We start from the raw sequence: 23,445 nt of genomic DNA on the forward strand, positions 1-23,445 counted from the left end.
CTATTTTCACATTGTCATATTTAAAATAAAAATCGAAAAAAAATTCAAATAATCGAGCTAGATCCCACCGAATAAAAATCAAAATAAAACCTTTAAAAACATATAGATATTAACGTGTCATTTTATATTTACATATTTCACAGTTAAAACATCACGAAAAAAAAGAGACCTCATAAAAATGTAATATTACTGAAATATTTCCCCTCTAACATCACGCTCAGATTAACTCATAGACTAAACACAGACTCTTACAGTCAAATGGAGAATACATTATGAACCAAGCTACTACTGCAGCAGCGCCAATGACGAGCACTACTCGCTGGCTACGCTGGGCTAACTTGGCATTCATGCTTTACCTACTATTACTTTCAGTTTCAATGGTAGGTACAGGCTTTAAATGGGCAACGGGCGAACAAGCAAAAGTTTTATTTGAATTTGCATCTCACCCAGTTGCAGGCTTAATGATTGGTTTAACAGCAACAGCGCTTATTCAATCATCAAGTACTGTTACTTCAATTATTGTTGGCTTAGTTGCTGGTGGTTTACCAGTTGAAGTCGCTATCCCTATGATTATGGGTGCTAACATTGGTACAACAGTAACTAATACGCTAGTTAGCCTTGGTCATGTACGTTGTAAGGATGAGTTTAAGCGTGCTTTTGCAAGTGCGACTATTCACGATTTCTTTAATCTCCTTGCCGTTGCCATCTTCTTACCAATAGAAATGATGTTTGGTATGTTAGAAAAGATTTCTCATTGGTTGGTTTCTCCAATGCTAGCAACCGGTGACATGAGCATTAAAGGCTTTAACTTCATCAAGCCTATTACTAAGCCCGTTGTGAGCGCGATTCAAGAGCCTCTATCAACATTTGGTGATACTGTTGGCGGCGTTATGCTTATTGTATTAGGTATCGCAACTATCTTCATCGCAATCACAGTGATGGGTAAGCTGATGAAGAGCTTGATGGTTGGTCGTGCTCGTGAAATTCTAAAGAATGCAATTGGTCGTGGTCCACTTCACGGTATCGCTTCAGGTTCAATCGTAACGATTCTAGTGCAATCATCTTCTACAACGACAAGCTTAATGGTTCCACTTGTGGGTACTGGTGTTCTTAAGGTTCGTGATGTTTACCCATTCACTCTTGGTGCTAACATCGGTACATGTATTACCGCTTTACTTGCAGCGACAGCCGTTTCTGGTGAGTTCGCAGTATTTGCACTACAGATTGCCCTTGTTCACTTAGTGTTTAACTTGATGGCAACAGTATTCATCTATGGTATTCCGTTCCTACGTGAACTGCCGGTTAAGGGCGCAGATTTCATCTCAGACATGGCAGTAAAAAACAAAGCTGTTGTTGCTGGTTACTTAGCTGCAGTATTTATCGTAATGCCAGGTACTATTCTTGCTCTAACAGCATAGACATTACCTTTATTAAGATACGCTTTTAAATAAAAATCCCCGCTCTCATTGAGGCGGGGATTTTTTACATCCAAAGATAACGTTATAGATACAAAAGAAAGGTATAGATACAAAAAAGGTTGGCTATTTCTAGCCAACCTTTTAATCATTTATTTATCGATTTTTCTCTATCGACAATTACTTCTGTCACTTCCCATTCTTTGTCGCTTTAACAAAAGAACGTCATAGAAACGATTAAACTGAAAATGGGTATTTAATTGCTTCATGGCATTCATAACCTTCAACCCAAAAATCATCTAATGTCACCCAAGTTTCTAAATCTTCAAGTGATTTAATTTCAGGGTTAATATGAAAAGTAGCAGCAGCCAGTGGTTCTCTTTTCAACTGAATATCTTTCATTGGCGCCAGTTGATCTTCATAAATATGAGCATTCACAATTTTATGATAAGCCACGCCAGGTTTCTTACCTGTAATTTGAGCGATGATAGCCAAAAACACATAAACCTGAACCATATTGAAATTAAGCCCAAGCGGTACGTCACAAGAACGCTGAGTACTATTTAAATATAAAGTGTCACCCAGCAGGGAGAAGTGATGGCTATACATACACGGTCTTAAACAGCCCATGTGGAACTCACCAGGGTTATAGAAATTCAGGATTTCACCACGGTCGTCTACACCACGAGTTAAGTCATCTACAATCTTCTTCAATTGATCGATATGACCGCCATCAGGCTTAGCCCATGCTCGACCTTGAACACCGTAAACTCGCCCCATGTCATCTTCACCTTTACGGTAAGGATTGTTTAGCCAAACGTCGTTTAAGTTTGAATTAGCATCCCAAGTCTTAGTGCCAAGCTTTCTGAAATCTTCTGCATTATCGTAACCTCGAATGTAGCCAAGAAGCTCTGCGACAGCCGCTTTCCAAAAACTTTTACGGGTTGTCACTAGCGGGAATTGATTCTGACCAACATTGTAGGTTAGATCAGCATTAACCACGGTAAGACAGCGTTTACCTGTCCGTTCATTTTCAATCCATACACCATCATCGACGATACGCTGACAAAGATCTAAATACTGCTTCACGATAACTTTCCTAACAAAAAATGAATTCTACTGAACAACTTTACGGTTTGATTTGTATGCCCACGCTACCATCAAAGCACCTAAAATCACCATTGGTAGCGATAATATTTGCCCCATAGAGATGAAGTCACCAAACAAACCAAGATGAGCATCCGGTTCACGTACATATTCAACAAGGAAGCGGAAAGAGCCGTACCCCATTAAGAACAGACCAGAAACAGAACCTAACGGACGAGGTTTACGAATAAACCAATTGAGGATGAAGAATAGAACAATGCCTTCTAGTGCCATTTCATACAGTTGAGATGGATGACGAGGCAATGGTCCACCATTAGGGAAAACAATACCCCATGGCACATCAGTTACGCGTCCCCATAATTCACTGTTCATGAAGTTACCTAGGCGCCCCATCCCTAAACCAAATGGTACTAAAGGCGCAATAAAATCAGCTACACCGAAGAATGGTCGACCATTCTTACGTGCATACCAGAACATTGCGCTAATCACACCCAGCAAGCCACCATGGAAAGACATGCCACCGGTCCATACTTTGAACAGATATAGCGGGTCTTGTAAAAACAAATCAAAGTTGTAAAAAAGAACGTAACCAACACGCCCACCAATCACAACCCCAAGAAAGCCTGCGAACAATAAGTCAGACACTTGCTCTCTCGTCCATCCACTATTCGGCTTATCTGCTCGGCGGTTTGCTAACCACAAAGCAAACATAAAACCAACAAGGTACATCAACCCGTACCAACGAACAGCAATAGGACCTAGTTCGATAAGAACAGGATCAATATTTGGGAATTCAATAAACCCCTGAGACATACTCGGCTCTCTATAACAATAAAATAAATAACAATGAATGGAACGCGCAGGCTAAGAAGACTGAAATTGAACTACAGCAACATAGCGCCAGCAATGAACATTAAAAATACGGCAAAGAATTTTTTTAAAACCGATGTCGGCAATTGTGTCGCAAGCTTTGCGCCTATGCGAGTTGTCAGTACAGAGGCACTCGCAACGGCAACTAAAGCTGGTAAGTAAACATAGCCGACACTGTATTCAGGCAAATTACCTACAGATGAGCCATGCCAAACAAACCCAAGCATGCCCGATAAAGCTATCACACAACCACACACTGAGGATGAACCCACCGCTTTACGCATCTCTATGCCATGGTGGTTCAAAAAAGGCACAGACAATGAACCGCCACCGATTCCAGCTAGGCTTGAAATAACGCCTATCCCACCACCATACATGATGGTTTTAGCAGAACTCGGCATAGATTTTTGACTAGTTGAACGAATCGATAACAGCATTTGCATTGCAAGTAACAGTACAATGACACCAAAAACTTTAGGAAGGTATTCTGTTGGGATGACATCAGCAATAAAAGACCCCATGAAGCCGCCAATCACGACTCCTGGCATCAACCACTTAATAACGAATACATCAACATTACCCAACTTTAGATGATTTAAAGCGGATGAACCTGAAGTCACTATGATTGTGGCTAAAGACGTTGCTAATGCCATTTGCATGGCAATATCCGGAGATATTCCAGATTTCGGAAGGAGGAAAAGTAGAGCAGGAACAACAAGTAACCCGCCACCAATACCCAGTAAACCTGCTAATACGCCAACTACCGCACCCAATACCACCAGCAAGCCTATTAGTTCATATGTCACGCTATATCCTATTTCTTACCCGCTCGAATAAAGCCAGTAAACTCTCGTTCTTCAAAATAACTTAGCATCATACTATAGATGCTACTTCCGTAGGGTTGTGATAATGCTTTATTCGCCAAATCTTGCAGTTCTTGATGCGTAGACTGGCGAATCAAATACTTGGTTCTTGCAACGTTGGAGGTATTCATACTTAGAGTGTCGTACCCTAATCCAACTAATAACAATGCACCCATCGGGTCACCTGCAAGCTCACCACATATACAAACAGGTAATGAATGTTGCTTACACGTATCATGTATTTGTTTCAAAGCCATAATAACCGCGGGATGCATAGACTCATAGACACTCGCAACACGTGAATTGTTCCGATCTACCGCTAATAAATATTGAGTTAAATCGTTGGTTCCAACCGATACAAAGTCCACTTTATTTGCAATAAGGGGCAGTAGATACAAAATTGAAGGCACTTCCAGCATAATACCAATACGTGGCATTCTAACTCGGCTATCTAACAAACTCACTTCATCGTAGGCTTGTTCAATAAGTTTAATGGCATCATCAAGTTCCTGCGCACCAGAGATCATCGGAAGTAAAATACTTAAGTTCTGGCTGTCACAGCTTGCTCTAAGCATTGCACGTAATTGAATGATAAATATATCGGGATGATCAAGCGTAAAACGAATCCCGCGCCAACCTAAGAACGGGTTATCTTCCTCAATAGGAAAGTAAGGCAAGGCTTTATCACCACCAATATCAAGTGTTCTCATAACCACTTGTTTATTCGGATAACTGTCCAAGACTGAACGATACTGCTTCACTTGTTCATCTTCAGAAGGGAAACGCTGTTGTAGAAGAAACGAAATTTCAGTTCGATACAAACCAACACCATCAACCCCTTGGTTTAGGGCAATGTTAGTATCAGCACTCAAGCCTGCATTTAATAAAATATCAACATGCCTGCCGTCTTGTGTCAGTGCCGGCTTAAACAGCTCTTTATTGACCATTGAAGAGAGCTCACTCTCCTCTAACACTAACTCACCATATTCACTCAGTAAGTTACCATCAGGTTCAATAAACACGTCGCCACTGTAACCATCAACAATGGCTTGCTTGCCATTTATTTGTTCAAGGTTCAGGCTAAGCCCCATAACAGCAGGTACGCCTAAAGCGCGAGACAAAATAGCAGCATGAGAGTTCGCAGCGCCTTCAAGAGACACCACAGCCAATAACTTCTCTTTAGGGATAGAAGCTAAAACAGAAGCCGTTAACTCACGGACAACTAATATTATTGGCTTTTCTAACGAGCGCTGTTCATATTCAGTATTATGAAGAAAGTAGAGCAACCTCTGACCTAATTCGCGAATATCTTGGGCTCGCTCCCTTAAGTAAACATCCGACATTCTAGCAAAGCGGTTTGAATAACTTTCAACGACCTGTCTTAATGCCCAGTCCGCCCTATCGCCTTTTTGAATCTGAGCTTTTAGATCTTTTCGCAGCATCGGATCGTTCAGAAGGTGAGTAAATAAATCAAAGATAGCTAAAGCATCTTTATTAATATCACTGTCCAAACGCTTTCTCATGCGCCTGAAATCATTCAGCGCATTTTCAATAGCCACCACCAGCTGCTCATGTTCTCTTTCAATATTTAGCGTAGAAGCCGGATATACATCAGTTAATTCAGGTTGTGTGTTGTCCCACCAAAGCTCGCCTATCGCCACACCTGAAGAAGCAGCAATACCTTTGCTTGATAAGCGTTTTTGTTGCTCTAAACGCCATAAACCTTGTGTTTGAGCATGCGCGACAATTACAGCTAGCTGGGCAGAAAGAGTGACAAGGAAAGATTCTTCCATCTCACTGAATAAGCGAGGTGACTTTTGTTGAATAACCAGTACGCCAAGCACTTGCTTGCGATGGATAATTGGGGTGCCTAAAAAAGAGTGATAAACATCTTCACCTAGTTCAGGAAAAAATTTATAGGCAGGGTGATTCGAGACTTCTGCAAGGTTAATCGGTTCGGCACTGCGTTTAACAAGACCAACTAAACCTTCCGAAAAATTAATATGAATGCTGTCAGTTTTAAAATTCAGACCTTGAGTTGCCATCAACTCAAGGCGCTGCATTTCATCATTAGCAAGGTACACGGTGCAGCATTCAGTCTGCATCGCGCTGCATGTCTCTTTAACTAAAATATCAAGGGCAGTATAGACATCTTCAACCCTTGAAACTTGTTCAACTATGTCCCTTAGTTGACTGAGCATGCTTACCCTCTACGTTGTTTACGTTTTCCTTTTGTCTTTCGCTCTTTAAACGGCATTGCTAAAGATGCGAATTCTTTCATTGCTCGACGATATACATCTCGCTTAAAAGAAACGACTTGTCTTACTGGATACCAATAGCTTACCCAGCGCCAACCATCAAATTCAGGTGTACTTCCACGCTGCATATTAATACGAGATTCATCGCAATCTAGCCGTAGAAGAAACCACTTCTGTTTTTGTCCAATACAGACAGGTTTTGAATCCCATCGAACCAAGCGTTTGGGTAGCTTATAGCGTAACCAATGACGACTAGTTGCAACGACCTTCACATCCTTTTTTGTTAGACCAACCTCTTCATATAACTCTCGGAACATTGCCTGCTCTGGAGTTTCACCTTCATCAATTCCCCCTTGAGGAAACTGCCAAGAATGTTGCCCGTATCGTTTAGCCCAGAAGACCTGACCATGGTTGTTACAGATTACAATACCAACGTTTAATCGGTAACCATCGCCATCTATCACTGGCCAACCTCTATCTAAATTTTTAATTGCATTGATTTTTCCACATATCCCCAAGCGGAGCAAACTTAGTGATGTGATTAAACCGATATTTATGATTTTAATCTTAATTCTGGATAACTTTTGTTCAAATTTAAGTTACCCACACAAGAGTGAGACATAGACCACATTTATTCACCTTTTCTGTGAATAACTATGTGAAGAATTAACAGTAATCAGTTATCAGCAGTCTTCATATAGATAATAAATTTATTAATAATTTCAAGAAAAAAAATATAACAATTAAAAATCAAATAGTTAAACAAAAAACAAAAAACAAAAATAAAAATAAAACCGTAAAGATCTTTACGAAAAAACAATCGGTCAAAGATCAACCAATGTGACCTTTATCCACACAGCGCACTAAAAGCTTCATTTTACGCCTGATATAGCAAGTGTTTATTCACCCTTAAACCCCTGTTTATTTATACAGAATACAATTATTTTTATTTTTACGTAACTAATCTGTGGATAACCTTAAGTTTGATCAAAGGATGCACAGCAAGATCGTTTATTAACCGGTAATCATTTCCAATAACTTCTGATAAAATTCATTTTTTATATTGCCTCTTTATTATGAAACCAGAACCTAAAACCCAAGAAGAATTACTAGAAAGAGCCAATGCTATTGCTGGATTGTCATTTCAAGAGTTAGCCAACGAAGCCAAAATGGATGTACCACCAGATCTTAAGCGAGATAAAGGTTGGGTCGGGCAGCTACTTGAATGGCATTTAGGGGCTCTCGCTGGCAGTAAACCTCAACAAGATTTTGTTAACTTAGGGATCGAATTAAAAAGCATCCCTATCAGTTATAGCGGAAAGCCACTAGAGACAACTTTTGTCTGTGTTGCTCCACTGATCGGTGTTCAAGGTTTAACTTGGGAAACCAGTCATGTGCGAAATAAGTTATCTAAAGTGCTGTGGATCCCCGTTGAAGGAGAAAGAGAAATTCCTTTGGCGGATAGAAGAGTTGGATCGCCTTTGCTTTGGACACCAAGCTCTGATGAAGAGGACGTGTTAAGAAGAGACTGGGAAGAGCTCATGGAAATTATCGTGCTCGGTAACATAGAGCAAATCACCGCCCGATACGGAGAAGCTCTGCACTTACGTCCAAAAGCAGCCAATAGCCGAGTTCTCACAGAAGCTTATGGCATAAATGGGAAACCAATAAAAACTAAGCCAAGAGGCTTCTATTTAAGAACGCAATTTACTCACCAAATTTTAACGGCGCATTACCTATAATACTTTAAAGAACCTTTAATTTAAGGTGCTGAAAGCTTTTAATGCGTCGTTAATGACAGCTCTATATCACAATAAGGTTGGGTTGGTGCAGAGCCAAATTCATCGTAGGCATTATGTAGTCGTAAATACGCTTTCTCTATACCTAGCCGCATCAACTCTTCTTTTACTTGATCCAAAGATCCGAAATGCAACGGCTCCCCGCCTTTTTTGACCGGTTCAAGTTTATGTTTGTATTCAACGGCCAATAAGTATTCAGTCACATCTGAACACCCAATCACATACACTTTAGGTGGCTGATAAGACTCCTTATGATGTCCGTGTAACCACATGTCTAATTGATGTTTTTGCATGATTCACCTCCACTGCTCTATTCAAGCTTAGTTGAAGTCATTTGCTTTGCTAAAAAAATACATTTGAAACGTAAAAAGAGAAGTGGGCAGCCACTTCTCTTTTCAATTCGATATTTATTCAGGATAACTCTAATAATCCCGACACCATAATAAACATCTCGCAATACAATTTAGGGGCTGAAGGTATTTCAACCCCATATATTACGTTGGTATTCGTGCACTTAAAACTCGACGTAGGTGACGGACTCGGCGCTCAATAGTTACAGCTTCAGGTTCAGAAAACGCAATAGGCCGACCATCACTTTCCAAGCCAATATCTCTTAGTAAGTGTTTGTTTTCCCATGGCAAAGCAAATGAACTACGGCGAACTTTACGTTGCCATTCTCTTTCTTCACGACGTAAATCAGCACGGACAAGAACGGTTGCAAGTTTTAAATAAATTGAGTGACGCATAATAATTCTCCAGTAATAGGATTAACTGAGAAAATAGCGTTCTAGATGAGATAAAGGATAGGTTCCCATTTAGCTGCTATTTCCGCAGCCAAAGAAGGGTACGGATCTGTTAGTTAGATTTATCTTGGGTGGCTAGATCACTAGTCATAGATGTACCAGCCATGTAAGCAGGCATATCTTTACTACAATCCGACGACGCGTAAATGTGATGAATAAAATTAAAATGTTTCATTTACGCCTCCAAGCTAACTAAAAAATCCAAATATATGATGATGTATAAAGCAAAACTAACTTTGCTTTCACGGTTAAATTCTATTCAAATGAGTATAAAATTCAACCTGTAAATTTATAACATTATGAAAACAAAGTATTCACCTAGTAAACGATTGCATATCCATTTAAATATAACATATTCATATAGGTTATATTTAAACCAAAGAACATATCGCTGAAACGAAAAAGCCACGCTAGATACGTGGCTCCTTTTATGTACATTTCTCTACAGGGTAATTGCTCTATATAGTACTTTCTGAGATTAAACCGTGTTTATTCAACAACCGATACATCGTCGCTCTTGATACCCCGAGCTCTTTTGCCGCTAATGACACTTGTCCACCATGTGATTCTAAGACAAGAACTAAAGCATCCTTTTCAGAGCGTTCTCGAATACTTTTAAGACTGCGCTTTCCATCATTATGTTTTGGTAGTTCTAATTCAATCTCATCAATCATGACAGAATCAGACATAAGCACCGCGCGTTTTAATTGATTCATCAATTCACGAATATTACCTGGCCAATGATAACGAGTAAGAGCTTTCATCGCATCTTCAGAAAAACTACGAGCTTGTGCATTAAACTCTTTAGAATACTCTTGTAAGTAATAGCTAGACAGAATCGAAATATCTCCAGCACGCTCTTTGAGGCTAGGAACATTAATTCTTAATACATTGATGTAATGATACAACTCTTCGTTAAATTCACCGTCAATCAGTGCTTTTTCTATATCCGAAGAGTTCGCGGCAAGAATACGGACATCGACAGCTTTCGAACCTGTCTGAGTATCAACTTTCCCTTCCTGTAAAAACCTCAATAGATTCATTTGCTGAGACTTTGGCATAGCAAGGGCATCATTTAATAAAACCGTTCCACCATTTGCCTGCTCTAATATTGAGGTTTTAGGGTTATGACTATGAGATACCCCGAATAAATCCGACTCAATCCTTTCTTCAGATAAAGCTCGGCAATTGACAACAAGAAAAGGGTTATGTGCGCGTGAAGAGGTATTGTGAATCGCCCTAGCAACGGTTTCTTTCCCCGAACCACTCTCACCGTAAATTAAGATACTGACATCGGTAGGACCAATACGTTTAACTTGATCTCTTAATCGCTTAACGGCTACAGACTCACCCAGTAACCCCATATCATGACTACTGCCATAATTAGGCCATACCTTTTTTTCTAGCTTGAGCATGCCAAGCTGATGACCAATAGTATTTAATAATTGGGCATCTGGGATCGGAGCTGTGAAAAAGTCGATACAGAAGTTAACGATAAACTGGCAAATAGTATCCGAACCTAATTGCGATTCTCGGATAAAAGCCAGCCAGCGAACTTGTTTATGCGTACTAACTAGGTTCGCTATCCCATTTAAACTGAATTCATCGTGGCTTAAATCAACGATACCAATACATGGGCCGGTACTGGTAATTAAGGCATCCGCTTTACGTAAATCAGCACATTGTGTGCATTGCCAGCCAACCTGCTCTAAAACAGATAGCCAAGGTTCATACGCACCACCCACGACGATAAGAGAGCCTGGTAAGGAATCCATCTTAAATTGAGTTCCCATCCTATTTCCTTACTTTATTTATGATTAAATTCATCAACAAAAACTAAAATAAGTCTTAGTCGCATTAAAAATACAAACGTTACAGTTATGAGACTATCTAAGATAACCAGTCTCAATAGTAAGACTATGTCATATTCAGTAATGTTTCGAATAAATAGTGCGGGCTATATATGATTTTTCTATAAAAACAAAAAAGCCACCCGAAGGTGGCTTTAGATATTTATAACTTATTGATTTATCAATTAAGCTTGTGGGCGCATTGCTGGGAACAAGATTACGTCACGGATTGTGTGCGTGTTAGTAAATAGCATCGCTAGGCGATCAATACCAATACCTTGACCCGCTGTTGGCGGTAGACCGTGCTCTAGTGCAGTAATGTAATCTGCATCGTAGTACATCGCTTCATCATCACCCGCGTCTTTCGCGTTTACTTGTGCTTTAAAACGCTCATCTTGGTCTTGTGCATCATTAAGCTCAGAGAAACCGTTCGCTACTTCACGGCCACCGATGAAGAACTCAAAGCGGTCTGTGAAGAATGGGTTGCTGTCGCTACGACGAGCCAGTGGAGAAATGTCCGCAGGGTAACCCGTGATAAACGTTGGTTGAATTAGCTGAGGCTCAGCCGTTTCACCAAAGATCTCTTCAAGAAGCTGACCACATGTCCAGAACTTCTCAACGTACAGACCCACTTCTTCTGCAATTTTAACCATCAATTCTCTGTTCTGAAGATCATCTTCAGTCAGAGCTTGGATATTTGCATTTTCAGGTGTGTAGTGTTTGATTGCATCGAACATGCTCATGCGAGCGTAAGTGCCACCGAACTCAACCGTTTCGTCGCCGTAAGGCATAGAAGTCGAACCAAGAACGTCCATCGCTGCTGTACTTAGCATCTCTTCCGTTAGATCCATTAGATCTTTGTAGTCAGAGTACGCTTGGTAGAATTCCATCATTGTGAATTCTGGGTTGTGACGTGGAGACAGACCTTCGTTACGGAAGTTACGGTTGATCTCGAATACACGGTCAAAACCACCAACCACTAGACGCTTAAGGTAAAGCTCAGGTGCAACACGTAGGTACATGTCGATGTCTAGTGCGTTGTGATGAGTGATGAATGGACGTGCTGTTGCACCGCCTGGGATCACGTGCATCATTGGCGTTTCAACTTCTAGGTAGCCTTTTGAGCTCATGAAGTTACGGATTGAAGACACAAGCTTAGAACGCACGATGAATGTGTTACGAGAGTCTTCGTTCACGATTAGGTCAACGTAACGCTGGCGGTAACGCATTTCTTGGTCAGTTAGACCGTGGAACTTCTCTGGTAGAGGACGAAGTGCTTTCGTTAGCAATTCAAACTCTTCCATGTTCACGTAAAGATCACCTTTACCAGATTTGTGAAGCGCACCTTTAACACCGATGATGTCACCGATATCTAGGCCTTGGTACTTCTCTTTTAGTACTTTTTGTACATCTTTCGCTGCGTATGCTTGGATACGACCAGAAGTTTCTTGAATCGCAAGGAATGGACCACGCTTCGCCATAACACGACCCGCGATCGCAACGATGTGGTTAAGCTCTTCTAGCTCTTCCTTAGTCTTCTCACCGAATTCCGCTTGAAGATCGCCCGCTAGGTGCTCACGACGGAAATCATTTGGGTGACCATTCGCTTTGCAGTTTTGGCGGATGTGATCCAGCTTACTACGACGCTCTGCGATTAGTTTGTTTTCTTCAGGTGAAGAAGCTTCTTGTACGTTTTCATTTTGAACAGCATCAGTCATTAGAGATGTACCCTGCTTTTATAATTTGGACAGCTATATTTTTGCAAATATAGGCATTTTTACCAATATTATTGGTAAAGCTTAATAGTCGGTAAAGCTTACAGACCTGATTTCAGGCTAGCTTCAATAAACTTGTCTAAGTCACCGTCAAGAACCGCTTGAGTATTACGGTTTTCGATACCGGTGCGCAAATCTTTGATACGAGAATCATCCAGTACGTAAGAGCGGATTTGACTGCCCCAACCGATGTCTGATTTCGTTTCTTCGCTCGCTTGTTTTTCAGCATTTTGTTTTTGAATCTCAAGTTCAAAAAGCTTAGCACGTAGCTGCTTCATCGCTTGATCTTTGTTCTTATGCTGCGAGCGGTCATTCTGACATTGAACCACTGTATTGGTTGGAACGTGAGTAATACGTACCGCAGATTCAGTGGTGTTTACGTGTTGACCACCAGCGCCAGAGGCACGGTAAACATCAATACGTAGGTCAGAAGGATTAATGTCGATCGTAATGTTGTCATCAATCTCTGGGTAGATAAACGCAGATGCAAATGAAGTATGACGACGACCACTTGAATCAAAAGGTGATTTACGAACTAGACGGTGAACACCAGTCTCTGTACGTAACCAACCATAAGCATACTCACCAGAGATGCGTACCGTTGCGCCTTTCAGACCAGCCACATCACCATCCGACATTTCAATAACTTCAGTTTTGAAGCCTTTCGAATCAGCCCAACGCAAGTACATGCGGAGCATCATTGAAGTCCAGTCTTGAGCTTCTGTACCGCCCGAGCCTGATTGTAAGTCGATATAGCAATCTGATGCATCGTGATCGCCAGCAAACATACGACGGAATTCCAGCTTTTCTAGCTTAGCTTCTAGCTCTGCTAATTCTGGTTCGATTTCGTCAAACGTTTCTTGGTCTTCTTCTTCAACCGCTAGCTCAAGTAGCCCTTCCACATCCTCAACACCTTGGTCAAGAAGATCGATAGTTTCAACTACTGCCTCTAGTGATGAACGCTCTTTACCCAGCGCTTGCGCACGCTCAGGTTCGTTCCATACATCCGGTTGTTCTAGTTCTGCGTTTACTTCTTCTAGACGCTCTTTCTTAGCGTCATAGTCAAAGATACCCCCTCAGGATATTTGTGCGCTCAGACACATCCTGCAGACGGTTTTTTATAGGATTGATTTCAAACATTTTAGCTCATCATTTATGAGTAGAATTTAACCGAAGAATTGTACTCAAAAGTGTGACGGAGATACAGAATTTTTTAGGTTGGATAAAGAAGAGATCGCAGACTTGTACGTAGAATGTAAACTCGACGCGAAAATCATCGAGTTTGATTTACTTTTGAAACACGATTGAATGATGCCATTCACTTATCCAGTCATTAGATCTGACTGAATAAGGTGAATATTAGTGATAACTAGTAAGCGCTTGATTTGGCTTCTAGCGATTTTGCGTCTAGTCATTTCGCATCTAAGTGATCAACCATCAATTGAAGAGATTGGTTACCACGGAATTCATTTATATCGAGCTTATATGCTAAATGAACCGTTTTAACAGATGCGTCAGGCCAACGTCTTAGATCAACGTTAAAAGCGATACCATCAATCATGACATTGGTTGGGTGACCTTTATACAAAGGTTCAAGCATCAATTTTAAGTGCTTCTCACCCACTAGCTTTTGGTGAAGAACCTTAAACTCGCCATCGAAGATAGGTTCAGGGAAAGCTTGCCCCCATGGACCACCAGCACGTAAAGTTTCTGCGGTATGCATGGAAAACTCTTCAGGTAACAGTTCACCATCAGACAAGATAATGCCCTTCAACGCTGTCTCACCAAGCTCTTTACGCACAACGTCATCAAACATCTTGCTGAATCGCTCGAAGTCTTTTTCCATAATGGTCAAACCGGCCGCCATGGCATGCCCACCAAACTTTAAAATTAAGCCTGGGTTTTGAGTATCAATTCGGTCTAATGCATCGCGCATGTGCAAACCCGGAATTGAGCGACATGAACCTTTAATGCTGCCCTCCCCGCCATCTGCAAAAGCAATAACAGGTCGGTGATATTTATCTTTAATACGAGAAGCCAAAATACCGATGACACCTTGATGCCAATCACGTTGGAACAGGGCTAAACCAGAAGGTAAATCGTCTTTACCAAATTCAAGTCGCTCACAAAAAGCCATCGCTTCTTGTTTCATGCCTTCTTCGATCTCTTTACGAGTTTGGTTCAAGCCATCTAACTCACTCGCCATTCTGCGGGCAGCGTGGATGTTGTTACTCATCAGAAGCTCAACACCAAATGACATATCATCCAATCGGCCAGCCGCATTGATACGAGGACCAAGAGCAAAACCAAAATCAGACGCCACTAAACGCTTAGCATCTCGCTTGGCGATTTCGATTAATGCTTGAATTCCAGGACGTGCTTTACCTGCACGAATGCGTTGTAATCCTTGATGGACCAAAATTCGATTATTCTCATCAAGAGGTACCACATCAGCAACGGTACCTAGCGCGACAAGATCAATCAGTTCCATTAGCTTCGGCTCTGTCATGCCGTGTTGAGCAAACCAACCTAACTTACGCATATGAACGCACAAAGCCATCATCAAATAGAAAGCAACGCCCACACCGGCTAGTGCTTTTGAAGGAAAAGCGCAGCTTTCTAAGTTTGGGTTAACCATTGCATCAGCGATAGGCAATTCATGACCAGGTAAGTGATGGTCTGTTACCAAAACATCTAACCCTTTTTCTTTCGCGAAACGAACACCGTCAATCGAAGAAACACCATTATCGACCGTCATGATCATTTCAGCACCAAGTTCGATTGCTTGTTCAACAACCTCAGGGCTCAAGCCATAACCATCCTCAAAACGGTTTGGGACGAGATAATCAACGTTGGAACTTCCTAGCATACGCAGAGCAAGCACAGACAACGCCGAACTGGTCGCGCCATCTGCATCAAAATCACCGACAATGATGATGCGTTTTTGCTGCTGAATAGCATTAAATAGCAACTCAACAGCAGTATCGATTCCACCCAACTTTTGATAGGAATGAAGACCTTTGGACGCTGTTTCTAACTGACAGGCATCATTGATACCGCGGCTCACATAAATACGCTTGAGAAGTTCTGGTAATTCAGCAGGCAGTGCGCTGGTATCAACATCGGGTCTACGTTGGATCTCTATCATACTTCTATCAGGCTTAACGCTTGGTTAAGCCTCCTTAAATCAAGTTGGGGAAAAACACTAAGTCGGTTTATTGCTTATTGCTGCTCTAGTCGAGCCAAAAGTTGAGCTGGTGGTAAGTAACCACTTACAAGCTCACCGCTTGGTAAAAATATTGCAGGCGTTCCGCTAATACCAAGATCACGACCTAATGCGTATTGCTGCTGAATATCTTGTTTTGATTGCTCAATATTCGCCACATCAGATGCAAACTTACGGTTCACTTTCGCATCATGCATAGCCGTCTGCGGATCTTGAGCCGCCCAAATACCAGCCATTTGGTCAGCAACTTGACCTGTCGCACCTTGACGAGGGTAAGCCATGTAACGAACAGTAATTCCTAACTCGTTATAACCGTTCATTTGGCTATGTAAACGAACACAGTAACCACAGGTAATATCAGTGAAAACCGTTACGACATATTTTTCATTGTCAGCTTTGTATTCAATTGTTTTATCCGCAAGAGCTGCAATTTTACCTGCATTCAAAGGAGCCTGACGTTCAGCCAATACATCACTGAATTTTCCATTTTCATCAAGTGAATACAAAGTACCTGCTAGGAAGTGATCCCCTTTAGGCGATGAAAAAATGATGCCGTTATTAGTTTGAACTTCAAGCAAACCATCAATATCTGAAGGAATGATTTTCAATACTTTAATGCCGATTTTTTCGAAACGAGTTGTCAGAGATTTTGCAACAGCTTCCGATACATCAGAGGGCTGAGAAGACGCTTGAGATTCAGTAACCTGCGCCTCATCTACTTTTTTCGTTTCTTCTGACGCATTACATGCCGTGATAAAAAAGGGTAAAGCCAATAAAGGAAGACGGCGTAATACGCTCATTTAGTTCACCTTAAAATAAAATTGAATTAAGCACGAGGGTGGTGCTGAGCATGAATTTGCTTCAGCCTTTCAGTTGCCACGTGAGTATAAATTTGGGTCGTAGATAAGTCACTATGCCCTAATAGCATTTGTACGACTCTTAGATCAGCCCCATAGTTCAGTAAATGCGTAGCAAAAGCATGACGAAGTACATGAGGCGATAATAATTCCGTGTCAATTCCCGCCAGTACCGCATAATGCTTAATACGATACCAGAAGGTTTGCCTGGTCATTTGGCGAGCTCGTTTACTCGGAAAGACAACATCTGAGCTGTTATCACCTAATAATTGTGGGCGACCTTGCTCAATGAATGTTTCTATCCAATCAACAGCATTTTCACCTAGCGGCACTAAACGCTCTTTACCGCCTTTACCGGTTACGCGTACAACACCCTGCCGCAGGCTGATATTTTCCATGGTCAAACTCACCAGTTCTGTCACACGTAAGCCTGTCGCATAAAGCAATTCAAGCATCGCTTTATCTCGAAGTTCGATCGGGTCATTAGGGTCAGGAGCCTCAAGCAAAGCATCAATCTGTTCTTCACTTAAATCTTTAGGTAATCGCTTTGGCAGTTTAGGGCTAATTAACAAAGCACTGGGATCATCGGCTCGCACTTTTTCACGGTGCAAATATTGGAATAAACGACGAATAGCGGAAAGCATACGAGCACGAGACGTTTGTTTAAAATCTTGATCCGCTAGCCAGCCTTGATAATCCTGCAAACCTGAAAGGCTGATGAAGTCGAGGCGATAGTTATTCTTTTCCATCCAGGCTAATAACTTAGATAAGTCTGTGCGATAAGACACTAATGTATTTTCAGAAAGCCCTCGCTCCATCCACATCGCATCTAAAAATTGCTCTACGATTCCATGATCTAAACTCTGCCCTTGAGATGGCGACTGCATAGCGTTTGCTCATAATATTTAAAACACATTTGAGAGTAAGCTAGTGCACTATTGATTGCTATAAAAATTACGAGTTGGGCGGATAATCGCTGCAATCAAAAGCAATTTGTGGGTAGAATCCCCCATCCCAAACTAAAACCGAATATTTGCTATGAAAATTGGATTATTTTACGGCTCAACCACTTGCTATACAGAAATGGCAGCAGAAAAGATCAGAGCCATCATTGGTGAAGACCTTGTAGACATCCATAACGTGAAAGAAAGCCCACTTTCATTAATGGCAGATTACGACCTGTTGTTACTTGGGATCTCTACATGGGATTTTGGTGAAATTCAGGAAGATTGGAATGAGATCTGGGAAGATATTGCAGCGACACCTGTAAAAGGCAAAGCTATCGCATTATTTGGTTTAGGTGATCAAGAAGGCTACGGTGAGTGGTTCCTTGACGCAATGGGTCTGCTTCACGATGAGTTAAAAACTGCAGGAGCAGAAATGATTGGCTACTGGCCAAACGACGAAAGCTACGAGTTTGAAGCGTCTAAAGCTCTCACAGAAGATAAGTCTCAATTCGTTGGTCTCGCATTAGATGAAGACTCGCAATATGAATTAAGCGATGAACGCATTGAAAAGTGGTGTGAACAAGTGTTGGTCGAACTGCACGACAAGCTGTAGTTTTAAATCTCTATTGAGACAGTTTTGTAAACACTAGCGGCACACGAACAACACATAGATATTAAAAAAGGGTAGATGCGTTGGCATCTACCCTTTTTCTATTCTTGTATCCGATATTTAAAGTGATTCACTCTAAACACAGTCTCTTCGCCTCGATTAAGCCACTTCTTCAGTGAACTCTTCTTGCTCTGTCTTCCCAATAAAAAACATGCAAACAATCGCAGCGACAGTCGGCATTAACCAACCCATGCCAATTTCAAATAACGGCAACATGTTGAATGCAGAAACATCAACACCTGCAATTTTAGCGGCATCAATCAAAGCAAACATCAAAGAAACAAGCAGAACTACGCGGTAAGCCATTTTGGTATTAGGCAGTTTCTTACGAAGGAAAGTTAACGCAACGAGTGCGATAGCCACTGGGTATAGAGCAAACAGCACTGGAACTGAAAGCGAAATCAGTTGAGCTAAACCTACATTCGCAACAATCGCACAAGCCGCACCATTAATGATGACCCATTTTTTGTAAGAGATAGGCGTCAATGAGCTAAAGCACTCAGAACAAGCTGAAATAAGGCCAATTGCTGTTGTTAAACAAGCAAGCAATACAATAACAGACAGAACGATTTGACCCGATGGACCAAATAGAGCTTGAACGTATTGGCTTAGTACGACACCACCATTATCCGCACCAATCGCTACCACTGAACTGGTTGCACCTAGGTAGAACAAAGAGATGTAAACAAAGGCTAAACCCGCAGCTGCAATACAGCCAGCATTGATTAAGTACTTAGTTGTAGTAGCACGATCAGTAATGCCTTTGCTTCGAATAGCGTCAACAATTAGCATACCGAACATCAACGCACCAAAGGTATCCATGGTGTTGTAACCCTCAAGGAAACCTTTCGTTAATGGTTGAGTTAAGTATTCACCCTGCGCCAGTAAAATATCACCTTGTGGGTTAATAAATACCGCAGCCGCTAGAATTACTAGACCAACAAATAGGACAGGTGTCAGTACCTTACCGATAACGTCAATTAGCTTGCCTTGAGACCATGCGAAAAACATAGCAATAGCAAAGAAAGCAATAGAGAAAATCGTCAAGTGCGCTTGAACAGCATCAATGAAGAACGGTTTCACCGCCATTTCATACGCAACTAAACCGGTACGTGGGGCAGCAAATGCAGGACCAATGATGATAAAAATCAGCACAGCCATAATTGATGCAGCACGTTTAGGAAGATCTTGAGTTAAATGTCCCCAAGTACCACCCGCTACAGCGATAGCAATAATGGTAATAAGAGGAAGACCAACCGCTGTTAATAGGAAGCCAAACATGGCTGGTAAATAGTTTTCACCGGCTAATTGACCAGCAAGAGGAGGGAAAATGATGTTACCCGCACCTAAGAAAAACGCAAAAAGCATAAAGCCCAATGCAATAATATCTGTTATTTTTAAACTCTGTTTCACAGATAATCCTTAATTATATTTTTGAATTGATGTTGTGTTTGCACGAATTATTCTTCCGTGACTTATCATTACTATTTATGTGAGCTTCTACGCTAAAAACGTGCACTCAATCTATAAAATAGTCGCGCATAATGACGAAACACTCATCAAGCTGCAAGTCAGCACAAAAAAACACTATATTAATTTGTATTTTTGACCCTTAACTAGTGGATTGCACTGCTTTATCAAAAATAGCTGAAACTATAAACCACACACAAACCACAACAAGCCGCCAACAAATAGAACATCCAACCACACAAGCGATTAACATTAGATGTAATCACTTAAATTATTTAAATAAATAGAATATTAGTGAAAAAGACAATGATTGAAACCAAGAGCTTCAATTTTAAACAGTTTTCCATTTTTGGAGGGCAAAGTGGTATGCCAGTTAGCACTGATGGTGTTTTACTCGGGGCATGGGCAAACTTTGCTGATAAAAAGAGAATAATAGATATTGGTTCTGGAACAGGGCTGCTTTCACTGATGATCGCACAGCGCTATTCGCTTGCTACGATTGATGCGGTTGATATCGATCAGCACGCGATTGAAGCTTCCACCATGAATATAAGTAACTCGCCATGGAAAGATCGAATCACTCTTCATCATGCTGATATTGTTGCTTTGCCTTTTAAAGAGAAGTTCGATGGAATTATCTGTAACCCTCCTTACTTTAATAGCGGAGAGCAGGCGAAAAATAGCCAACGCGCCACGGCAAGGCACAGCCATACTCTTGCCCATAACGCACTAATTAATCATTGTTTTAACATCACGACAGAATGCGCTACCGCTAATTTCATTCTTCCGACTCCAGAAGGCGAAGCTTTCATTGAACTCGCAAACTCATCGGGCTGGTCTGTTTCACGCAGGCTTGAAATCAAAACAACAGAAAAAAAATCCCCTTCTCGCCTTCTTTTTGAATTAGTAAAAGATCCTAATAAATCAGTTATTACGGAGTGTGAACAACTCACAATTCATAGTAATGACGGTTATAGCGATCCCTTTATTCAGCTGACTAAAGATTTTTATCTCAAGATGTAGCAAATACCATGTGATCCTAATCACTAATGCTTCTATAATGTCCGACTACTCTTTTTTATCTTCTGCCTAATGAGTGGCAGAAACCCTATTGCTTGTGGAGAAACAACAGTGATCAGAACCTTTGCAGAACTCGATCTAAACCAAGAGCTGCTAAAAGCAATCGACGAAATGGGCTATGAACGCCCAACACAGATACAAGCTGAAGCGATCCCACAAGCGTTAGATGGAAAAGACGTTTTAGCTTCTGCACCAACGGGCACAGGTAAAACAGCCTCTTTTGTACTTCCTGCTCTACAGTACTTGCAAGACTTCCCTCGTAAGAGGGCTGGCCCGGCTCGTATGCTTATCCTGACGCCTACACGTGAGCTAGCAATGCAGATCACAGAGCAAGCTCGTGAACTCGCTAAGTACACCAGCCTAAATATCTTTACGATCACAGGCGGCGTAATGTACCAAGAGCACGCTGACATCTTAAGTACGACTCAAGATATCGTTGTTGCAACACCTGGTCGTTTAATGGAATACATTGAAGGTGAGCGTTTCGATTGTCGCGCAATTGAATGGCTTATTCTAGATGAAGCAGACCGCATGCTAGATATGGGCTTTGGCCCTGTAGTTGACCGCTTATCAGCAGAATGTCGCTGGCGTAAACAAACCTTACTTTTCTCAGCAACTCTGGAAGGTAAAGGCATTGAAGGTTTCACTGAAGATCTTCTTAAAAACCCAGCAGAGATTAGTGCACAACCTTCACTACGTGAGCGTAAGAAGATTACACAGTGGTACCATCGTGCTGATACACCAGAACACAAACTGAACCTGCTTAAACATATTATTACTGAGCAAGCTGAACGTTCAATCGTGTTCCTAAAAACACGAGATCGCTTAGGCGACCTTCGAGCTCAGCTTGAAAGCGCAAAAATTCCATGTGCATGGATCCAAGGTGAAATGCCTCAAGATCGCCGTAACAACGCTATAGCGCGCTTCCGTGATGGTTCTGTAAACGTACTACTGGCAACGGATGTTGCTGCTCGTGGTATCGACCTTCCAGATGTCAGCCACGTTATCAACTACGACATGCCACGTACTGCTGATGTTTACCTTCACCGTATTGGTCGTACTGCCCGTGCTGGTAAAAAAGGTAATGCTGTTTCGATTGTTGAAGCTCATGACCAACTGATGGTAGAACGTGTGGCTCGCTACACTAAAGATGTGATCAAAGAACGTTTCATTGATGGCATGCGTCCAACACACAAAAAGCCAGCGGTAACGAAAAAGAAAAAGCCAAAGAAAGAAGATAAAAAAGCAGTCGCTAAGCAAAAAGTAGCGAAGAAAAAGAAAGCGGCTAAGAAAAAGTAATCATCTTACTGACTAGCTTTTAATAGCTGTTCAGTTTTAGTAGCTACTCAGTTTTAAAAACAGCTTCGCTTGAAAGACTGACTAAAAAGCCCCTTGCCGTTTATCACGACAAGGGGCTTTTTTTATAACTGGAACTTTGAGAGTCTAATAGTTAAGAGTCTAATAAGATTGATCGGTTAGTTCTGCTCTTCGCGCTTAAAGACTAACTCTTTAGCATTCGATTCTTCTTCCACAAAGTAATAACCCGCAGTATCAAATTTCGTTAATGCTTCAATCGAATCGATTTTATTCTCGATGATATAACGAGCCATCATGCCTCGCGCTTTTTTAGCGTAGAAGCTAATCACTTTGTATTGACCATTTTTGCAGTCTTTAAATACTGGCGTGATAATTTTCCCATCTAACGCTTTTGGCTTCACCGCTTTAAAGTATTCATTAGAAGCAAGGTTAACTAGCACATTATCACCCTGTGCGTTCAGTGCTTCATTCAGCTTATCCGTAATGAGGTTACCCCAAAATTGGTATAAGTTCGTACCACGTTCATTAGCAAGGCGAGTGCCCATCTCTAAACGGTAAGGCTGCATCAAATCTAACGGTTTTAGTAAACCATACAAACCAGAAAGCATACGAAGGTGGCTTTGTGCGTAGTCAAAATCTTCATCGGTCAATGTCTCTGCATCTAGCCCAGTATAAACATCCCCTTTAAAAGCAAGAATCGCTTGGCGCGCATTTTCTTGAGTGAAGGTTTCACTCCACTGCTCAAAGCGAGCAACATTCAAACCAGCAATTTTATCGCTCACTTTCATCAAAGCTGATACATCAGCAGGCGTCAGCTTGCGGCACACTTCGATTAGCTCTGCTGAATGCTCAACAAATTCAGGCTGACTAAAGCGTTCAGTCGCCAATGGTGACTCATAATCTAATGTTTTTGCAGGAGAAACGACAACTAACATAACTTTGACCTTACTAGTAAAGATAACTTTATAGCAGCTAGAGTATAGAAAAAATCACATTTTGTCTTTATGGCTGTTCCTATTACTTCAATAGACAGAGGTGGCTGCTAATCGTTAACAAAAAAAGTCGCTAAAAAGAAAAACAGTAGGCAAAGAAAAAGGCTAAGGTCGAAACCTTAGCCTTTCTTATGATTTTAGGATGA

21 protein-coding genes are annotated in these 23,445 nt (G+C 41.4%); 5 read left to right on the plus strand and 16 right to left on the minus strand.

Annotation, left to right across the window (positions count from 1 at the left end):
* The first annotated feature begins 272 nt into the window (after positions 1-272).
* Positions 273-1,418, plus strand: coding sequence for a Na/Pi symporter (locus F0226_RS08195; RefSeq protein ID WP_171735190.1), 1,146 nt, complete (start codon positions 273-275; stop codon positions 1,416-1,418).
* A gap of 234 nt (positions 1,419-1,652) precedes the next feature.
* Here F0226_RS08195 and F0226_RS08200 read toward each other — a convergent pair whose 3' ends face one another.
* The 5 genes from F0226_RS08200 to rppH all read right to left on the minus strand — a co-directional run bounded on the left by F0226_RS08200 (position 1,653) and on the right by rppH (position 6,977).
* Positions 1,653-2,504, minus strand: a complete 852-nt coding sequence (locus F0226_RS08200; protein WP_171735191.1) for a thymidylate synthase — start codon at positions 2,502-2,504, stop codon at positions 1,653-1,655.
* Positions 2,505-2,531: 27 nt separating this feature from the next.
* On the minus strand, positions 2,532-3,335 hold the full coding sequence (lgt, locus tag F0226_RS08205; RefSeq protein ID WP_171735192.1) for a prolipoprotein diacylglyceryl transferase: 804 nt from the start codon (positions 3,333-3,335) through the stop codon (positions 2,532-2,534).
* 71 nt (positions 3,336-3,406) lie between these two features.
* Positions 3,407-4,198 (minus strand): TSUP family transporter, encoded by a 792-nt coding sequence (locus tag F0226_RS08210; protein ID WP_171735193.1) that lies wholly within the window; start codon positions 4,196-4,198, stop codon positions 3,407-3,409.
* Between the two features lie 8 nt (positions 4,199-4,206).
* Entirely contained in the window at positions 4,207-6,456 is a 2,250-nt protein-coding gene (gene ptsP / locus F0226_RS08215) for a phosphoenolpyruvate--protein phosphotransferase (RefSeq protein WP_171735194.1), read from the minus strand.
* 2 nt (positions 6,457-6,458) lie between these two features.
* On the minus strand, positions 6,459-6,977 hold the full coding sequence (gene rppH, locus F0226_RS08220) for an RNA pyrophosphohydrolase (protein WP_171735195.1): 519 nt from the start codon (positions 6,975-6,977) through the stop codon (positions 6,459-6,461).
* A 612-nt stretch (positions 6,978-7,589) separates the two neighbouring features.
* On the opposite strand from rppH, the gene mutH reads away from it, so the two are divergent.
* Positions 7,590-8,255, plus strand: coding sequence for a DNA mismatch repair endonuclease MutH (gene mutH / locus F0226_RS08225; RefSeq protein ID WP_171735196.1), 666 nt, complete (start codon positions 7,590-7,592; stop codon positions 8,253-8,255).
* A 38-nt stretch (positions 8,256-8,293) separates the two neighbouring features.
* On the opposite strand, the gene F0226_RS08230 is transcribed toward mutH, so the two are convergent.
* The 9 genes from F0226_RS08230 to xerD form a co-directional block, all read right to left on the minus strand.
* Entirely contained in the window at positions 8,294-8,605 is a 312-nt protein-coding gene (locus tag F0226_RS08230; RefSeq protein WP_171735197.1) for a DUF6482 family protein, read from the minus strand.
* Positions 8,606-8,806: 201 nt separating this feature from the next.
* Positions 8,807-9,058: a DUF1127 domain-containing protein gene (locus F0226_RS08235; protein WP_171735198.1), complete on the minus strand. Its 252-nt coding sequence runs from the start codon at positions 9,056-9,058 to the stop codon at positions 8,807-8,809.
* 109 nt (positions 9,059-9,167) lie between these two features.
* Positions 9,168-9,290, minus strand: a complete 123-nt coding sequence (locus F0226_RS22660; protein WP_301338149.1) for a hypothetical protein — start codon at positions 9,288-9,290, stop codon at positions 9,168-9,170.
* 283 nt (positions 9,291-9,573) lie between these two features.
* The gene (gene vpsR / locus F0226_RS08245; protein ID WP_171735199.1) at positions 9,574-10,908 is read right to left on the minus strand and encodes a cyclic-di-GMP-binding transcriptional regulator VpsR; all 1,335 of its coding nucleotides are present in this window, start codon (positions 10,906-10,908) and stop codon (positions 9,574-9,576) included.
* 242 nt (positions 10,909-11,150) lie between these two features.
* Positions 11,151-12,683 carry a lysine--tRNA ligase gene (gene lysS, locus F0226_RS08250; protein ID WP_171735200.1) on the minus strand — a complete coding sequence of 511 codons (1,533 nt, stop codon included), beginning with the start codon at positions 12,681-12,683 and terminating at the stop codon, positions 11,151-11,153.
* A gap of 98 nt (positions 12,684-12,781) precedes the next feature.
* A protein-coding gene (gene prfB, locus F0226_RS08255; RefSeq protein ID WP_171735201.1) for a peptide chain release factor 2 occupies positions 12,782-13,880 on the minus strand; the annotation gives its coding sequence in 2 pieces (ribosomal slippage) (positions 12,782-13,804 and positions 13,806-13,880; 1,098 coding nt in all).
* A 271-nt stretch (positions 13,881-14,151) separates the two neighbouring features.
* Positions 14,152-15,888, minus strand: a complete 1,737-nt coding sequence (recJ, locus tag F0226_RS08260) for a single-stranded-DNA-specific exonuclease RecJ (protein ID WP_171735202.1) — start codon at positions 15,886-15,888, stop codon at positions 14,152-14,154.
* A 74-nt stretch (positions 15,889-15,962) separates the two neighbouring features.
* Positions 15,963-16,766, minus strand: coding sequence for a thioredoxin fold domain-containing protein (locus F0226_RS08265; protein WP_171735203.1), 804 nt, complete (start codon positions 16,764-16,766; stop codon positions 15,963-15,965).
* Positions 16,767-16,792: 26 nt separating this feature from the next.
* Positions 16,793-17,710 carry a site-specific tyrosine recombinase XerD gene (gene xerD / locus F0226_RS08270; protein WP_171735204.1) on the minus strand — a complete coding sequence of 306 codons (918 nt, stop codon included), beginning with the start codon at positions 17,708-17,710 and terminating at the stop codon, positions 16,793-16,795.
* A gap of 151 nt (positions 17,711-17,861) precedes the next feature.
* Between xerD and fldB the strand changes: the two genes are divergently transcribed.
* Positions 17,862-18,383 (plus strand): flavodoxin FldB, encoded by a 522-nt coding sequence (gene fldB, locus F0226_RS08275; protein WP_171735205.1) that lies wholly within the window; start codon positions 17,862-17,864, stop codon positions 18,381-18,383.
* Between the two features lie 156 nt (positions 18,384-18,539).
* On the opposite strand, the gene brnQ is transcribed toward fldB, so the two are convergent.
* Positions 18,540-19,853, minus strand: coding sequence for a branched-chain amino acid transport system II carrier protein (gene brnQ, locus F0226_RS08280; protein ID WP_171735206.1), 1,314 nt, complete (start codon positions 19,851-19,853; stop codon positions 18,540-18,542).
* Between the two features lie 351 nt (positions 19,854-20,204).
* Here brnQ and F0226_RS08285 point away from each other — a divergent pair, with 351 nt between their 5' ends.
* Together F0226_RS08285 and srmB are read left to right on the plus strand one after the other, a co-directional pair.
* Positions 20,205-20,933 (plus strand): methyltransferase, encoded by a 729-nt coding sequence (locus tag F0226_RS08285; RefSeq protein WP_171735207.1) that lies wholly within the window; start codon positions 20,205-20,207, stop codon positions 20,931-20,933.
* Positions 20,934-21,041: 108 nt separating this feature from the next.
* Positions 21,042-22,289, plus strand: a complete 1,248-nt coding sequence (gene srmB, locus F0226_RS08290; RefSeq protein WP_171735208.1) for an ATP-dependent RNA helicase SrmB — start codon at positions 21,042-21,044, stop codon at positions 22,287-22,289.
* 176 nt (positions 22,290-22,465) lie between these two features.
* Here srmB and yaaA read toward each other — a convergent pair whose 3' ends face one another.
* Positions 22,466-23,242 carry a peroxide stress protein YaaA gene (gene yaaA / locus F0226_RS08295; RefSeq protein ID WP_171735209.1) on the minus strand — a complete coding sequence of 259 codons (777 nt, stop codon included), beginning with the start codon at positions 23,240-23,242 and terminating at the stop codon, positions 22,466-22,468.
* Positions 23,243-23,445 lie beyond the last annotated feature (203 nt).

Source organism: Vibrio sp. 99-70-13A1 (genome assembly GCF_013114625.1).
In the GTDB taxonomy this organism is placed as follows: Bacteria; Pseudomonadota; Gammaproteobacteria; order Enterobacterales; family Vibrionaceae; genus Vibrio.

Coding starts and splice junctions, on each gene's coding strand:
- recJ (WP_171735202.1), bottom strand. CDS start 15,888: ATGATAGAGATCCAACGTAGACCCGATGTTGATACCAGCGCACTGCCT.
- F0226_RS08265 (WP_171735203.1), bottom strand. CDS start 16,766: ATGAGCGTATTACGCCGTCTTCCTTTATTGGCTTTACCCTTTTTTATC.
- lgt (WP_171735192.1), bottom strand. CDS start 3,335: ATGTCTCAGGGGTTTATTGAATTCCCAAATATTGATCCTGTTCTTATC.
- mutH (WP_171735196.1), top strand. CDS start 7,590: ATGAAACCAGAACCTAAAACCCAAGAAGAATTACTAGAAAGAGCCAAT.
- F0226_RS08235 (WP_171735198.1), bottom strand. CDS start 9,058: ATGCGTCACTCAATTTATTTAAAACTTGCAACCGTTCTTGTCCGTGCT.
- xerD (WP_171735204.1), bottom strand. CDS start 17,710: ATGCAGTCGCCATCTCAAGGGCAGAGTTTAGATCATGGAATCGTAGAG.
- ptsP (WP_171735194.1), bottom strand. CDS start 6,456: ATGCTCAGTCAACTAAGGGACATAGTTGAACAAGTTTCAAGGGTTGAA.
- F0226_RS22660 (WP_301338149.1), bottom strand. CDS start 9,290: ATGAAACATTTTAATTTTATTCATCACATTTACGCGTCGTCGGATTGT.
- F0226_RS08230 (WP_171735197.1), bottom strand. CDS start 8,605: ATGCAAAAACATCAATTAGACATGTGGTTACACGGACATCATAAGGAG.
- yaaA (WP_171735209.1), bottom strand. CDS start 23,242: ATGTTAGTTGTCGTTTCTCCTGCAAAAACATTAGATTATGAGTCACCA.
- F0226_RS08195 (WP_171735190.1), top strand. CDS start 273: ATGAACCAAGCTACTACTGCAGCAGCGCCAATGACGAGCACTACTCGC.
- lysS (WP_171735200.1), bottom strand. CDS start 12,683: ATGACTGATGCTGTTCAAAATGAAAACGTACAAGAAGCTTCTTCACCT.
- fldB (WP_171735205.1), top strand. CDS start 17,862: ATGAAAATTGGATTATTTTACGGCTCAACCACTTGCTATACAGAAATG.
- vpsR (WP_171735199.1), bottom strand. CDS start 10,908: ATGGGAACTCAATTTAAGATGGATTCCTTACCAGGCTCTCTTATCGTC.